The sequence below is a fragment of the Tenacibaculum profundi genome, assembly GCF_052050075.1.
Lineage (GTDB): Bacteria > Bacteroidota > Bacteroidia > Flavobacteriales > Flavobacteriaceae > Polaribacter.
Window position 1 is genome coordinate 39,295 of record NZ_CP197225.1, and the last position, 18,378, is coordinate 57,672.

The window sequence follows — 18,378 nt, forward strand, 5'->3', positions numbered from 1 at the left end:
ATGCGATTAACTCATAGTATTCTTGGTAAAAAAAGTTTATTTTACGATTTGTTTCCACTCACTATATTTTCATTTGGTATTAAGTTTAGAAACAATACAAGCAAACTACCTTACATTTTTTTTAAAAAAACAACAGCTTGCTATGTCGTAAATACTTTTAACTCGATTTTTTTTAAAATAAAATATATTTTTTTTTTAATTTTTTTTGTTCTTTTAGGGATACAAGATTTAAAAGCTCAATGGACATTCCCATATCCAACTACAGGTTCACCATGCACTGGATGCGTACCTTCTGGTTGGTCAATGTTAAAAGGAACACCTGATATATCATCTTTGTCTAGTTGGATTGGTTATAATCACTATTCTTCATCAGGTAGCATTACTGTACTGAGTCCAGACGGGATTTCAAATTCTTTTATGTCAGTAAATCTCGATGAAGCTACTCAAACTACTTTTACAGCCCCTGCAGGAGCAGACTATATTAATATTTACTTCGGTGGATTTGGCACCAATCAATCGGGGTCAGGGCCCATTGCCGCTCAACCAGGCAATACAGCAAATGTTGTTATTAATGGAGCACCTGTTGTCGCAGAAGAAATTCCTTGGGACGGACAATGGCATATGAGAACTTTTTCAATTAATCCAGGAGCCTCTAATACAATTCTTTGGGACGCTACATTGAACAGTTCTTTAGATAAGAGTACCATACATATTTACATACCAGCCTCTCAAATATCTACAGAGGATACTGATGGTGATGGTATTAATAATGATATTGATATTGATGATGATAATGACGGTGTACTAGATAGTCAAGAGTGTTCTGAAACTAATAGTACCTTGTTTTTTGATGAATTTTCAGGGAGTGCTTTAAATGCACCTAATTCTCAAGTTCCTAATGGATGGACAAATATTAATTCTTCAGATTTAATTACAATTAACAATACAATAGATGGAGGAAGTTTTGTTAATGATTCAAATAATAGTGGAGTTATTGTGAGGTCTACTAGTTATGGTACTTCCTATATCGAAGGTATTTATAGAACAGTTAGTGGTTTTGAAATAGGAGAAGAGTATTACATTTCACTGGAACAATCAATTTACCACTATACATGGGGAGGGTGTACAGGGCAGTGGAAAGTAATTTTAGGAGGAGAAATTCTTAGAACACCTACAATGAGTCTACCTCCTTGGGGACAAAATGCACCTTTTGAAACCGTAGCGATTGGTCCTTTTACAGCTACAGCTAATAGCATGGAATTACGAATAGAAGATGAAAGTAATAATGATGGACTTCAATCAGCTGATTTGTTGTTAGATGCGATACATGTTTATAAATTAGAGGTAACTTCATGTGATATTGACGGAGACGGTATTGTTAATGAACTTGATTTAGATAGTGATGGAGATGGATGTAGCGATTCCGTAGAGTCAGGAAATACTCTAGGGTCTAATAATGATACGATAAACTATAAATCAGGAGCTGATTCAAACTCAAACGGTTTGTTAGATGAGTTTGAAGATGGAACTACCGGTACTATAAACTATGTTTCAACTTACAGTTACGCTATTGATAATAATTTAAATGCTTGTGCCGATACAGATGGAGATGGCATTGGTGATTTAATAGATATCGATGATGATAATGATGGTGTATTGGATACAGATGAAGATAAGGGGGATTCAACAAGAGATACCGATAATGATGGTATTGTTAATCGTTTAGATTTAGATAGCGATGGAGACGGATGTTCGGACAGCGTTGAGTCAGGAAATACAATTAAGGATAATAATGATATCACTAACTATAATACAGGAGTAGATGCAAATCTAAACGGATTATTGGATCAATTTGAGGATGGTGCAACTAGCAATATTAATTATACGTTAACTTATCATTTCGCTGACGATTCAAATTTAAATGCTTGTGCCGATACAGATGGAGATGGGGTTGGTGATTTGATAGATATAGATGATGATAATGATGGAATCTTGGATATAGATGAAGGATGTGAATTATCAAAACTCGATTTTTCAACATTAACATGGACTGAAGAAGATGCTTCTATGAATGTTACCACTACAACCAATTCCATAAACACAAGTGGTACTGGTTGGAGAAATCGTTTTTCAAACGAAACATTTTCGTTACCATTAGATATTTCTTTTACTTACAATACAACTAGTGCAGAAAAAATGTTTGGTTTTGCACCTGCTGAAGGTACTGTAGTGACCGATAATTGGAATTCAATGGCATATGGTTTTTATATTTCAAATTCAACAAGTTATGCTAGATATAATCAAACTTATGGAACCTCTACATCAAGTTCACAAAATAAAGTACATAGAATAATAATTGATTCTTCAGGAACATTAACTTTATATGTTGACGGAGTTGTTTTGTATACACAATCTGGATTATCTACCACGGATTATAGATTTTACATAGCAAATAATGGAGACAAAGAATTAATAAATCTTGATTTTGAAGATCCTAATGGTTATTTGGTTTGTTCTCTAAATTCAGATTCCGATGATTTTTCAAACCATTTGGATTTAGATAGTGATGGAGATGGGTGTTCGGATAGTGTTGAGTCAGGAAATACAATTAAGGATAATAATGATATCACTAACTATAATACAGGAGTAGATGCAAATTTAAACGGATTATTGGATCAATTTGAGGATGGTGCAACAGGAAGTATTAATTATAATTCTACCTATTACTATGCACTGAGTGTTATTACTAATGCATGTGCTGACACAGATGGTGATGGCGTAAATGATTTAATAGACATTGATGATGATAATGATGGTATCCTTGATACTATTGAATTATCTTGTAAAGCGGGTGCGGTAACAGTAAGTAATACAGTTTTAACAGCAGGAAGTCAACAAATTCAAGGGACTTTTACAAGTGGATTAGGTATTGCTGATTTTGATATCCAATTTACAAATTTGAGCGCGGCATTGGATGCATCGAATATTATTTCTAGATCTGCCGGAATTCATTATATAGTTGATGATACAAATTTAGGAGATTATGAGGTGGCTTTTACAGTAATTCCTCAGTTGGGAAGCTTATTAGGAAGTATCGAATGGGGACCTAATCTTATAAAAAATACAGACACAGAAAACAATAATGATGAACAAACAATAACTTTATCATGGAGCCCTGCCGTAACTGCAACAGTTATTGATCCAGATAATCAATTAGACATCGCTGATGGAACAATAATAAATTCAGGACAAGCCATAGTTCAAGGTGCTGAATATGAACATACCAGTCAACCAACATGGAAAATAATATTCAATACAAACTTATTGCCTTCTGCCTTCCAAATTAATGCTTCGCATATGGCACTTGCTGGTGTTGCTGATTTAAGAGACGAAGGATTCTCTTTAGTAGCTAATGTTTGTTATTCCGAAAATACAGACAATGATATTACTGTTAATAGCTTGGATCTAGATAGCGATGGAGATGGTTGTTCTGATGGTGTTGAATCAGGAAATACATTAGTAACAAATAATGACATTATTAATTACAACACTGGAGTGGATACGAATTCAAATGGGTTATTGGATCAGTTTGAAGAAGGAATTACAGGAAGTATAAATTTTGAATCAACCTATGCCTATGCGATAGAAAGTTTATTAAGTACTTGTGTTGATACTGATGGAGATGGTATAGGAGACTTAATTGATATTGATGATGACAACGATGGAGTTTTGGATGTTGATGAAGGATTAAATTGTAATACAAGTATTAATTTAGGTGTTGATGGGACTTTTGAAGATTTGGTAGATGTTGCTAGCACAGATGCCTATAATGGAAATGTTAATTCAGGAGGTTGGATCGATGGAAGTGGAACCCCAGATTCGTGGCAGTCACCAATGCCCAACACAGGCTCGGGTACATGGGGAGGAATAGCGGATGGTATGCCATCATCACCCGATGGAGGCGTATTTGTAGGAGGTTCGACTAATAATACAGGAACAGGAGAATCTTTTTATAAAAATATTGTTGGTTTAACAATAGGAGAGCAATACACAGTAGTTTTCTATCAAGCTCATGCGGGAATCCAAGGAACTACCCAATTCAATGATCTTGCACGTTATGATGTTTTGTTCGGAAGTGAATTACAAGCTAGTAATGAGCAACCCTATCTTGGTGAGGGAAATCAAGTGTGGGAAGAGCAACGATTACTTTTTACAGCGACAGCAGTAACTCAAAGATTGGAATTTTTTGCACATTCAGGCTCAGATAATCACACAGGTGGTTCTTCGGCTTATAATTATCCGGTTGTTGATGATATTAGAATTTTAGAAGGCGACCAATTAATACCGATCATTGGTGGGTGTGTAACTATCGATACGGATAACGATACTATTCCTAATCATTTAGACTTAGACAGTGATGGAGACGGATGTTCGGACAGCGTTGAGTCAGGAAATACAATTAAGGATAATAATGATATCACTAACTATAATACAGGAGTAGATGCAAATTTAAACGGATTATTGGATCAATTTGAGGATGGTGCAACAGGAAGTATTAATTATAATTCTACCTATTACTATGCACTGAGTGTTATTACTAATGCATGTGCTGACACAGATGGTGATGGCGTAAATGATTTAATAGACATTGATGATGATAATGATGGTATCCTTGATACTATTGAATTATCTTGTAAAGCGGGTGCGGTAACAGTAAGTAATACAGTTTTAACAGCAGGAAGTCAACAAATTCAAGGGACTTTTACAAGTGGATTAGGTATTGCTGATTTTGATATCCAATTTACAAATTTGAGCGCGGCATTGGATGCATCGAATATTATTTCTAGATCTGCCGGAATTCATTATATAGTTGATGATACAAATTTAGGAGATTATGAGGTAGCTTTTACAGTAATTCCTCAGTTGGGAAGCTTATTAGGAAGTATCGAATGGGGACCTAATCTTATAAAAAATACAGACACAGAAAACAATAATGATGAACAAACAATAACTTTATCATGGAGCCCTGCCGTAACTGCAACAGTTATTGATCCAGATAATCAATTAGACATCGCTGATGGAACAATAATAAATTCAGGACAAGCCATAGTTCAAGGTGCTGAATATGAACATACCAGTCAACCAACATGGAAAATAATATTCAATACAAACTTATTGCCTTCTGCCTTCCAAATTAATGCTTCGCATATGGCACTTGCTGGTGTTGCTGATTTAAGAGACGAAGGATTCTCTTTAGTAGCTAATGTTTGTTATTCCGAAAATACAGACAATGATATTACTGTTAATAGCTTGGATCTAGATAGCGATGGAGATGGTTGTTCTGATGGTGTTGAATCAGGAAATACATTAGTAACAAATAATGACATTATTAATTACAACACTGGAGTGGATACGAATTCAAATGGGTTATTGGATCAGTTTGAAGAAGGAATTACAGGAAGTATAAATTTTGAATCAACCTATGCCTATGCGATAGAAAGTTTATTAAGTACTTGTGTTGATACTGATGGAGATGGTATAGGAGACTTAATTGATATTGATGATGACAACGATGGAGTTTTGGATGTTGATGAAGGATTAAATTGTAATACAAGTATTAATTTAGGTGTTGATGGGACTTTTGAAGATTTGGTAGATGTTGCTAGCACAGATGCCTATAATGGAAATGTTAATTCAGGAGGTTGGATCGATGGAAGTGGAACCCCAGATTCGTGGCAGTCACCAATGCCCAACACAGGCTCGGGTACATGGGGAGGAATAGCGGATGGTATGCCATCATCACCCGATGGAGGCGTATTTGTAGGAGGTTCGACTAATAATACAGGAACAGGAGAATCTTTTTATAAAAATATTGTTGGTTTAACAATAGGAGAGCAATACACAGTAGTTTTCTATCAAGCTCATGCGGGAATCCAAGGAACTACCCAATTCAATGATCTTGCACGTTATGATGTTTTGTTCGGAAGTGAATTACAAGCTAGTAATGAGCAACCCTATCTTGGTGAGGGAAATCAAGTGTGGGAAGAGCAACGATTACTTTTTACAGCGACAGCAGTAACTCAAAGATTGGAATTTTTTGCACATTCAGGCTCAGATAATCACACAGGTGGTTCTTCGGCTTATAATTATCCGGTTGTTGATGATATTAGAATTTTAGAAGGCGACCAATTAATACCGATCATTGGTGGGTGTGTAACTATCGATACGGATAACGATACTATTCCTAATCATTTAGATTTAGATAGTGATGGAGATGGCTGTTCCGATAGCGTAGAGGCAGGAAATACATTAAGTATAAATAATGACATAGCAAATTATAATGTAGGAGTTGATATAAATGAAAATGGATTACTAGATCAGTTTGAAGATGGAGCGACAGGTACTATCAATTATACTTCAAAATATTCACAGTATGCATTAAGTGGTTTTTTAAACTTTTGTGCTGATACTGATGGAGATGGTATTAATGATTTGGTCGACTTAGACGATGATAATGATGGAATTTTAGACGGGACGGAATCTCCTACTTGTTATTATACTTCAGAGGAAGTAGCAATTTCAAAGGTTACTACCACGCTAACAAATTACGCTATAAGTACATCTTACGAGTTTTCAGAATTGTATGATAGTGTATTAAATGATCTAGCATCATACGGAGTCAACAATACTGATATTACTGGAGAAACTATTTATGAAATAGAAATGTTATTTCCTGTGGAATTAACAGAAATAGATGTTGTATTTAATTACAGTATTTTTAGAACGGCAGCAACCTTTAAATGGCAGGGATATGATGGAGCAAATTGGGTAGATGTAACAGGAGTTTTAAATGAAGCAGAAACTACAAATAATACGTATACTTATCCTTTTAATGTGACAGGAAAAGAATACTCTAAGTACCGACTGTTAGGGGTTTCAGGCAAAACATATTACAACAGGATTTATGAAATAATACCGAAAGTAGATTCTAGTGTATATGTTCCTTCATTACACCCAAAGTTGAGTTGCAGTAATGATTTAGATGGAGATTCAGTTTACAATCATTTAGATTTAGATAGTGATGGCGATGGTTGTTCTGACAGCGTTGAAGCAGGGAATACTTTAGTATCAAACAATGATATTGCCAATCATAATTCAGGGGCAGATTCAAATCAAAATGGATTATTAGATCAGTTTGAAGATGGAACTTCAAATACTATCAATTATAATTCAACCTATAGTTATGCTATCGATAGTGATTTAAATGTCTGTTTGGACTCCGATGGAGATGGTGTTGGAGATTTAATTGATATCGATGATGATAACGATGGTGTTTTGGATATTTTGGAAAATTCAAGTTGTGAAATGATAGGTACACCTACCCTTGGATATTCAGGAAGTTATCCTTTTGGGACAACGGCAATTCAATATCAATTAGCAAATTCAGAGAATTATGGAGGAGAGGGTATTTATTCAGCTGTAGATAATCCTTTTAGTTTTATAGATGTTACTAATGATTTAAATAATTTATCAGCGGAAGAACTTTTAGAAAAATATACCATTATTAATATGGGGACTGGTGATCCGACTGAGGTACAATCTCAAAAAATTTATGACTATGTCGTATTAGGAGGAACAGTACTTCACTCTTATAATATTGGTGCGGGATCTACATTAATGTCTAAATTTGGTTTTTCAGGTGCTGTGGGTACTGTTCACGGTTCTCAGCCATTTAGCTTGGGTCAAGCTAATATTCTTAATGGTGTTTTTGGAGATGTTAGAGGAGTGTCAAATATAGGTAATACTCCTCCTGCAGGAACCCTTTCAGTTTCTCAATTACCACCAGAAGCTATTGTTTTAGGAACGATAAATTCCAATGGAGAGGTTGCTGGTTGGATAGCAGGTTCGCCTGGGACAACAAAAGGGAGGGCAGTATTTATTTTTGATGAGCTAGGATATTTAGCTCAAGGAAATACCCCTTCTAATTCTTTAGACATATATTTAAATAATATTGTGTCTTATTTGCTGGATGAATCTTTGAAAAGATTTATCTGTAATAATGATTCAGATGGAGATGGAATTGTAGATTCTTTAGATTTAGACAGTGATGGAGATGGTTGTTCTGATAGTGTTGAAGCAGGAAATACACCTCCTACAAATAACGACCTTGTAAACTTTAATACAGGTACTGATGCCAATATGAATGGTTTGTTAGATGAATTTGAAGATGGAGTAACAGGTGGTATAAATTACACTTCAACTTATGAACAATATGCCTTAAGTGATTTCTTAAACTTTTGTACTGATACTGATGGAGATGGAGTCAATGATTTGGTTGATATTGATGATGATAATGATGGGGTATTGGATGCAATAGAATCACCTAATTGTTATTATACTGAATCGGAAATAACCATACCTTTTAAGGTAACTACAGAGTTAACTACCAGATCAAATGAAGAAATTGAGAGAAGTTTTGATAATGATTTAGCTACTTATTCATCTTTTAATCCAACACAAAATATTGCCAATATTACACTTTTTGAAATAACCCCAGTAGTACCAATTGCTATTAATACAATTAATTTTGAAATGGTGAATTGGTACATGACAACAAATGCTAGTTCTATAGCTAAGCTTCAAGGGTTCAACGGAAGTATATGGGTTGATTTATCAGTTGCTGAGGCACATAATACAGTGGCTAATGGAACGGATACTTTTATAAATACGATCCACTCGAATAGGGTTTATGAAAAGTATAGAATTTATGGTGTTGCAGGAACCAATTATTATAGTGGGGTTAAAGAGATCACATTCGATATAAATAATTTTGTTTCTGAGTTATATCCTAAACCTGCTTGTTCTGCAGATAGTAATGGAGATTCAGTTTACAATCATTTAGATTTAGATAGTGATGGTGATGGTTGTTCTGACAGCGTTGAAGCAGGGAATACTTTAGTATCAAACAATGATATTGCCAATCATAATTCAGGGACAGATTCAAATCAAAATGGATTATTAGATCAGTTTGAAGATGGAACTTCAAATACTATCAATTATAATTCAACCTATAATTATGCTATCGATAGTGATTTAAATGTCTGTTTGGACTCCGATGGAGATGGCGTTGGTGATTTAATCGATATCGATGATGATAATGATGGAATTTTAGATGAGAATGAAGGTTGTGGTGTTTTAAAGTTTGATTTTTCAACATTAACATGGACTACAGAAGACGCATCAATGAACGTCAGTACAACTGCTAATTCGATTAATACAAGTGGCACTGGCTGGAGAAATCGTTTTTCAAACGAAACATTCTCATTGCCTTTGGATGTTTCCTTCACTTACAGTACTACTAGTGCAGAAAAAATGTTTGGTTTGACTCCAATTGGAGGAGTTATAGCCGTAAATAATTGGAATTCTACAGCTTTCGGTTTTTTTCTTTCAAATACCACAAGTTATGCAAGATATGATCAAACCTATGGGGTATCAACAGCAAGTTCACAAAACAAAACACATAGAATAACGATTGATTCTTCAGGAACTTTAACTTTATTTGTTGACGGAGTCGTTTTATACACGCAGTCTGGATTACCTATAACAGATTATAGGTTTTACGTAGCAAATAAAGGAGATAAGGAACTAATAAATCTTGATTTTGAAGAATCGGAAGCCATCGTTTGTTCTTTAGATTCAGATGGAGATGGAATTCCAAATGCCTTAGATTTAGACAGTGATGGAGACGGGTGTTCGGATGGTGTAGAAGCAGGAAATACTCCAATAGCTAATAATGATGTTATCAATTATAAAACTGGAACAGATTCAAATCTAAACGGATTATTAGATCAGTTTGAAGATGGAGTGACAGGTACTATCAATTATACTTCAAAATATTCACAGTATGCATTAAGTGATTTCTTAAACTTTTGTGTAGACACTGATGGAGATGGAATTAATGATTTAGTTGACTTAGATGATGACAATGATGGGGTTTTAGATGCAACAGAATCGCCAGATTGTTATTATACTGCAGACGAGGTGGCCATTTCAAATGTCACAACCACGCTAACAAATTACAATACAAGTTCTTCTTATCAGTTTTCAGAATTGCATGATGGTATTTTAAATGACATAGCTTCCTATGGAGTGTACGATACAGATATTACTGGTGAGACTGTTTATGAATTAGAAATGTTATTTCCAGTAGAATTAACTGAGATAGAAGTTGTATTTAATTATAGTATTTTTAGAACTACTGCCACCTTTAAATGGCAGGGGTATGATGGGACAAATTGGGTTGATGTAACAGGCGTTTTAAATGAAGCAGAAACTACAAATAATACGTATACTTATCCTTTTAATGTAACAGGAAAAGAATACTCTAAGTACCGACTGTTAGGGGTTTCAGGCAAAACATACTACAACAGGATTTATGAAATAATACCGAAAGTAGATTCTAGTTTATATGTTCCTTCATTACACCCAAAGTTGAGTTGCAGTAATGATTTGGATGGAGATTCAGTTTACAATCATTTAGATTTAGATAGTGATGGCGATGGTTGTTCTGACAGCGTTGAAGTAGGGAATACTTTAGTATCAAACAATGATATTGCCAATCATAATTCAGGGGCAGATTCAAATCAAAATGGATTATTAGATCAGTTTGAAGATGGAACTTCAAATACTATCAATTATAATTCAACCTATAATTATGCTATCGATAGTGATTTAAATGCCTGTTTGGACTCTGATGGAGATGGCGTTGGTGATTTAATCGATATTGATGATGATAATGATGGTGTTTTAGATATCATAGAAAGAGATTGTTCTTTATCATTTAAAACAAGAACATTAGTGGATTTTTCTTCTTTGGTCTCTGGTTCTGAGTTAAGCAATCAACTTGAAAGTTCATATGGAATGATATTTTATTCATTAAGCGGTTATCCAGCAGTAATAAGATCTTCGCATGGAGGTTTCGTAGGTAGTCTTGTTGTCGGAGGAGCAAATACTTCTGGAAGCTTAAATTGGTCAGGAGTTGGAATGACATTCGTGAATAATGTCAATTATATAGAAATGCATGGTGATCCCATAGGAAATGGAGGAACTATATATTTTAATGTATACGATAGTAACGATAATCTTCTTTACTCAAATACGGCTCCTGACGGAGGAACTGTGTTTAGCTATCAATCTGGAAGTGACAATATAGCGAAAGTAGAAATTTATGAAAACAATCCTGCTTCTGCTCAAGATGTTGCCTTTGGGGATATTTATCTAAAAAGAAATTATTGCATAAATCAAGATACCGATGGGGATACAATTTTAGATCATTTAGATCTAGACAGTGACGGTGATGGATGTTCTGATAGTGTAGAAGCAGGAAACACGGTTCCAACAAGTAATGATATTACAAATTATAATGCAGGAACAGATGCCAATAACAATGGTTTATTAGATCAGTTCGAAGATGGGACTAATGGAGATATTAACTACACTTCAACTTATGAACAATATGCCTTAAGTGATTTCTTAAACTTTTGTGCTGATACTGATGGAGATGGAATTAATGATTTAGTTGACTTAGATGATGATAATGATGGTGTTTTAGATGCCACAGAATCTCCAAATTGTTACTATACATTATCTGAAATAGCAGTACCTTCTGAGGTTATTACGGAGTTAACTACCAGATCAAATGAAGGAATTGAGAGAAGTTTTGATAATGATTTAGCTACTTATTCATCTTTTAATCCAACACAAAACATTGTCAATATTACACTTTTTGAAATAACCCCAGTAGCACCAATTGCTATTAATGCAATTAATTTTGAAATGGTTAGCTGGTACATGACTACTAATGCGAGTTCTGAGGTTAAACTTCAAGGCTATGATGGAAGTACATGGATTGATTTATCATTGGCAGAAGCGCATAATACCATAGCCAATGGAATTGATACTTTTATAAATACGATCCACCCGAATACGGTTTATGAAAAGTATAGAATTTATGGTGTTGCAGGAACCAATTATTACAGTGGGGTTAAAGAGATCACATTCGATATAAATAATTTTGTTTCTGAGTTATATCCTAAACCTATTTGTTCTGCAGATAGTGATGGAGATTCAGTTTACAATCATTTAGATTTAGATAGTGATGGAGATGGCTGTTCCGATAGCGTAGAATCAGGGAATACTTTAGTAAATGATAATGACATTTCTAATCATAATTCAGGTACAGATTCAAATCAAAATGGCTTATTAGATCAGTTTGAGAATGGGGTGACAGGTACTATCAATTATACGTCAAGCTATACAGAGTATGCACTTAGCGATTTCTTAAACTTTTGTGTAGATACTGACGGCGATGGAATTAATGATTTAGTTGATTTAGACGATGATAATGATGGGATTTTAGATGCTATAGAATCACCAGATTGTTACTATACTACGGAAGAGGTAGCAATTTCAAATGTTAAAACCACGCTAACAAATTACAATACAGGTTCTTCTTATCAATTTTCAAAATTGTATGATGGTATTTTAAATGACATAGCATCATACGGAGTCAACAATACTGATATTACTGGAGAAACTATTTATGAAATAGAAATGTTATTTCCTGTGGAATTAACAGAAATAGATGTTGTATTTAATTACAGTATTTTTAGAACGGCAGCAACCTTTAAATGGCAGGGGTTTGACGGAACGAATTGGGTTGATGTAACAGGCGTTTTAAATGAAACAGAAACTACAAATAACACGTATACTTATCCTTTGAACGCAACAGGTAGTATCTATTCAAAATACCGATTGTTAGGTATTTCAGGGAAAACCTATCATAACCGTATTTATGAAATCATACCCAAAGTTGATGCTAATGTATACCAATCTTCTTTGTATCTAAAATCGAGTTGTACTAATGATACAGATGGAGATTCAGTTTACAATCATTTAGATTTAGATAGTGATGGCGATGGCTGTTCTGACAGCGTAGAATCAGGGAATACTTTAGTAAATGATAATGACATTTCTAATCATAATTCAGGGGCAGATTCAAATCAAAATGGATTATTAGATCAGTTTGAAGATGGAACTTCAAATACTATCAATTATAATTCAACCTATAATTATGCTATCGATAGTGATTTAAATGTCTGTTTGGACTCCGATGGAGATGGCGTTGGTGATTTAATCGATATCGATGATGATAATGATGGAATTTTAGATGAGAATGAAGGTTGTGGTGTTTTAAAGTTTGATTTTTCAACATTAACATGGACTACAGAAGACGCATCAATGAGCGTCAGTACAACTGCTAATTCGATTAATACAAGTGGCACTGGCTGGAGAAATCGTTTTTCAAACGAAACATTCTCATTGCCTTTGGATGTTTCCTTTACTTACAGTACTACTAGTGCAGAAAAAATGTTTGGTTTGACTCCAATTGGAGGAGTTATAGCCGTAAATAATTGGAATTCTATAGCTTTCGGTTTTTTTCTTTCAAATACCACAAGTTATGCAAGATATGATCAAACCTATGGGGTATCAACAGCAAGTTCACAAAACAAAACACATAGAATAACGATTGATTCTTCAGGAACTTTAACTTTATTTGTTGACGGAGTCGTTTTATACACGCAGTCTGGATTACCTATAACAGATTATAGGTTTTACATAGCAAATAAAGGAGATAAGGAACTAATAAATCTTGATTTTGAAGAATCGGAAGCCATCGTTTGTTCTTTAGATTCAGATGGAGATGGAATTCCAAATGCCTTAGATTTAGACAGTGATGGAGACGGGTGTTCGGATGGTGTAGAAGCAGGAAATACTCCAATAGCTAATAATGATATTATCAATTATAAAACTGGAACAGATTCAAATCTAAACGGATTATTAGATCAGTTTGAAGATGGAGCAACAGGTGGCATAAACTATTCTTCAACTTATGAACAATATGCCTTAAGTGATTTCTTAAACTTTTGTATAGACACTGATGGAGATGGAATTAATGATTTAGTTGACTTAGATGATGATAATGATGGTGTTTTAGATGCCACAGAATCTCCAAATTGTTACTATACATTATCTGAAATAGCAGTACCTTCTGAGGTTACTACGGAGTTAACTACCAGATCAAATGAAGGAATTGAGAGAAGTTTTGATAATGATTTAGCTACTTATTCATCTTTTAATCCAACACAAAATATTGTCAATATTACACTTTTTGAAATAACCCCAGTAGCACCAATTGCTATTAATGCAATTAATTTTGAAATGGTTAGCTGGTACATGACTACTAATGCGAGCTCTGAGGTTAAACTTCAAGGCTATGATGGAAGTACATGGATTGATTTATCATTGGCAGAAGCGCATAATACCATAGCCAATGGAGTTGATACTTTTATAAATACGATCCACCCGAATACGGTTTATGAAAAGTATAGAATTTATGGTGTTGCAGGAACTAATTATTACAGTGGGGTTAAAGAGATCACATTCGATATAAATAATTTTGTTTCTGAGTTATATCCTAAACCTACTTGTTCTGTAGATAGTGATGGAGATTCAGTTTACAATCATTTAGATTTAGACAGTGATGGTGATGGATGTTCTGATGGTGTAGAAGCAGGAAACACGGTTTCAACAAGTAATGATATTACAAATTATAATACAGGAACTGATGCCAACAACAATGGATTATTAGATCAGTTCGAAGATGGAGCAACAGGCGATATAAACTATACTTCAACTTATGAACAATATGCATTAAGTGATTTCTTAAACTTTTGTGCTGACAATGATGGAGATGGTGTTAATGATTTAACAGATATTGATGATGATAATGATGGAACATTAGACGCTACTGAATCTCCAGATTGTTATTATACTGAATCGGAAATTACCATACCTTTTAAGGTAACTACGGGGTTAACCACCAGATCAAATGAAGGAATTGAGAGAAGTTTTGATAATGATTTAGCAACTTATTCCTCTTTCAACCCAACACAAAATATTGTTAATGTTACACTCTTTGAAATAACCCCAGTGGCACCAATTGCTATTAATGCAATTACTTTTGAAATGATTAACTGGTATATGACGACTAATGCGGGTTCTGAGGTTAAACTTCAAGGCTATGATGGAAGTGCATGGATTGATTTATCATTGGTAGAAGCGCATAATATGGTTTCCAATGGAACTGATACTTTTATAAATACCATTAACCCGAATACGGTTTATGAAAAGTATAGAATTTATGGTGTTGCAGGAACTAATTATTACAGTGGGGTTAAAGAGATCACATTCGATATAAATAATTTTGTTTCTGAGTTATATCCTAGATCTACCTGTTCTGCTGATAGTGATGGAGATTTAGTGTACAATCATTTAGATTTAGATAGTGATGGTGATGGCTGTTCTGACAGCGTTGAAGCAGGAAATACTTCAGTATCAAATAATGATATTGTTAATCATAATTCAGGGGTAGATTCAAATCAAAATGGATTATTAGATCAGTTTGAAGATAGAATTTCAAATACTATAAATTATAATTCAACCTATAATTATGCTATCGATAACAGCTTAAATGCATGTTTAGATACCGATGGAGATGGCGTTGGTGATTTAATCGATATTGATGATGATAATGATGGAATTTTAGATAATCAAGAATCTGCTAATGGTAAATCATGTTTCTCTTGTGAATTTGACCCAGAATATCAATATGTAAGTTGGGTAGATGCCCCTTATGTAAATAATGGTTATACTGAAATTTATGGGGTAGCAATGATAAAAGGGGAACTGGTAAATGCAACCGTTACCTCAAGTATCTTACATGGTTTTGATGGACCTTTCCAGACGGATGATTTCTGCCCTCCTATAAATGCAACTAATGCCTCGATTTCTTCAAATCATGTTGGATCACATACTATTGATTTTGATAAGCCAGTATTGAATCCTCGTTTAATGATAAGTTCAATGAATACAGGAGCAACGTTCCCTCATGATGTAATTGTAATTCAAGGAGGCGTGGCTACCGTTCGAAATAATATTTCAGGTTGTGAGTGTGATGCTACAGTAATTTTCCCGGGTGTATATAATCAAATTACTTGGACTGGGGGAGGTAACGAATATAGAATGAGTATTAGTGTGACTCTTGAAAACGTCATGTCAACAGGCACTGTTCCTTATATTCAAACGGATATTACCGTAGGAGAGTGTATCGATATTGTTACAGATCAAGATACTGATGGTGATTCTATTCCTGATAGACTAGATTTAGATTCTGATGGAGATGGTTGTTCGGATAGTGTTGAATCAGGAAATATCTCAATAGCTAGTAATGACATTGCTAATTATAATACAGGTACTGATGCCAATATGAATGGTTTGTTAGATGAATTTGAAGATGGAGCAACAGGTAGCATAAACTATACTTCAACTTATGAACAATATGCCTTAAGTGATTTCTTAAACTTTTGTGTAGACACTGATGGAGATGGAATTAATGATTTAGTTGACTTAGATGATGATAATGATGGTGTTTTAGATGCCACAGAATCTCCAAATTGTTACTATACATTATCTGAAATAGCAGTACCTTCTGAGGTTACTACGGAGTTAACTACCAGATCAAATGAAGGAATTGAGAGAAGTTTTGATAATGATTTAGCTACTTATTCATCTTTTAATCCAACACAAAATATTGTCAATATTACACTATTTGAAATAACCCCAGTAGCACCAATTGCTATTAATGCAATTAATTTTGAAATGGTTAGCTGGTACATGACTACTAATGCGAGTTCTGAGGTTAAACTTCAAGGCTATGATGGAAGTACATGGATTGATTTATCATTGGCAGAAGCGCATAATACCATAGCCAATGGAGTTGATACTTTTATAAATACGATCCACCCGAATACGGTTTATGAAAAGTATAGAATTTATGGTGTTGCAGGAACCAATTATTACAGTGGGGTTAAAGAGATCACATTCGATATAAATAATTTTGTTTCTGAGTTATATCCTAAACCTATTTGTTCTGCAGATAGTGATGGAGATTCAGTTTACAATCATTTAGATTTAGATAGTGATGGAGATGGTTGTAGTGATAGTGTAGAATCAGGAAATACCTCTATTTCAAATAACGATGTTACAAATTACAATACAGGAAGCGATTCAAATCAAAATGGCTTATTAGATCAGTTTGAAGAGGGTACCACGGGTACTATCAATTATACGTCAACCTATACAGAGTATGCCTTATCTGATTTCTTAAATTTTTGTGTAGATACAGATGGTGATGGAATTAATGATTTAATTGATTTAGATGATGATAACGATGGTGCGTTGGATGCAACAGAATCACCAGATTGTTACTATACTGCAGACGAGGTGGTCATTTCAAATGTTACAACCACGCTAACAAATTACAATACAAGCTCTTCTTATCAGTTTTCAGAATTGTATAATGGTATTTTAAATGACATAGCTTCCTATGGAGTGTACGATACAGATATTGCTGGTGAAACTGTTTATGAATTAGAAATGTTATTTCCAGTAGAATTATCTGAGATAGAAGTTATTTTCAATTATAGTATTTTTAGAACTACGGCCACCTTTAAATGGCAAGGGTATGATGGGACAAATTGGGTTGATGTAACAGGCGTTTTAAATGAAACAGAAACTACAAATAACACGTATACTTATTCTTTTAATGCAACAGGTAGTACTTATTCAAAATATCGTTTGTTGGGTGTTTCAGGGAAAACCTATTATAACCGTATTTATGAAATCATACCTAAAGTTGATGCTAATGTATACCAATCTTCTTTGCATCCAAAATCGAGTTGTACCAATGATACAGATGGAGATTCAGTTTACAATCATTTAGATTTAGATAGTGATGGAGATGGCTGTTCCGATAGCGTAGAATCAGGGAATACTTTAGTAAATGATAACGATATAGCTAATTATAATTCAGGGGCAGATTCAAATCAAAATGGATTATTAGATCAGTTTGAAGATGGAATTTCAAATACTATAAATTATAATTCAACCTATAATTATGCTATCGATAACAGCTTAAATGCATGTTTAGATACCGATGGAGATGGCGTTGGTGATTTAATCGATATTGATGATGATAATGATGGAATTTTAGATAATCAAGAATCTGCTAATGGTAAATCATGTTTCTCTTGTGAATTTGACCCAGAATATCAATATGTAAGTTGGGTAGATGCCCCTTTTGTAAATAATGGTTATACTGAAATTTATGGGGTAGCAATGATAAAAGGGGAACTGGTAAATGCAACCGTTACCTCAAGTATCTTACATGGTTTTGCTGGACCTTTCCAGACGGATGAT

The 18,378-nt window shown here is 34.2% G+C and carries 1 protein-coding gene (only partly in view); it reads left to right on the plus strand.

The annotated features are described in order from the left end of the window. Positions 1-18,378, plus strand: the beginning of a protein-coding gene (locus ACSIGE_RS00185) for a Calx-beta domain-containing protein (RefSeq protein WP_440880785.1). It continues 19,386 nt past the right edge of the window; 18,378 of the gene's 37,764 nt are visible here — the first part of the coding sequence; its start codon is at positions 1-3; its stop codon lies beyond the right edge, outside the window.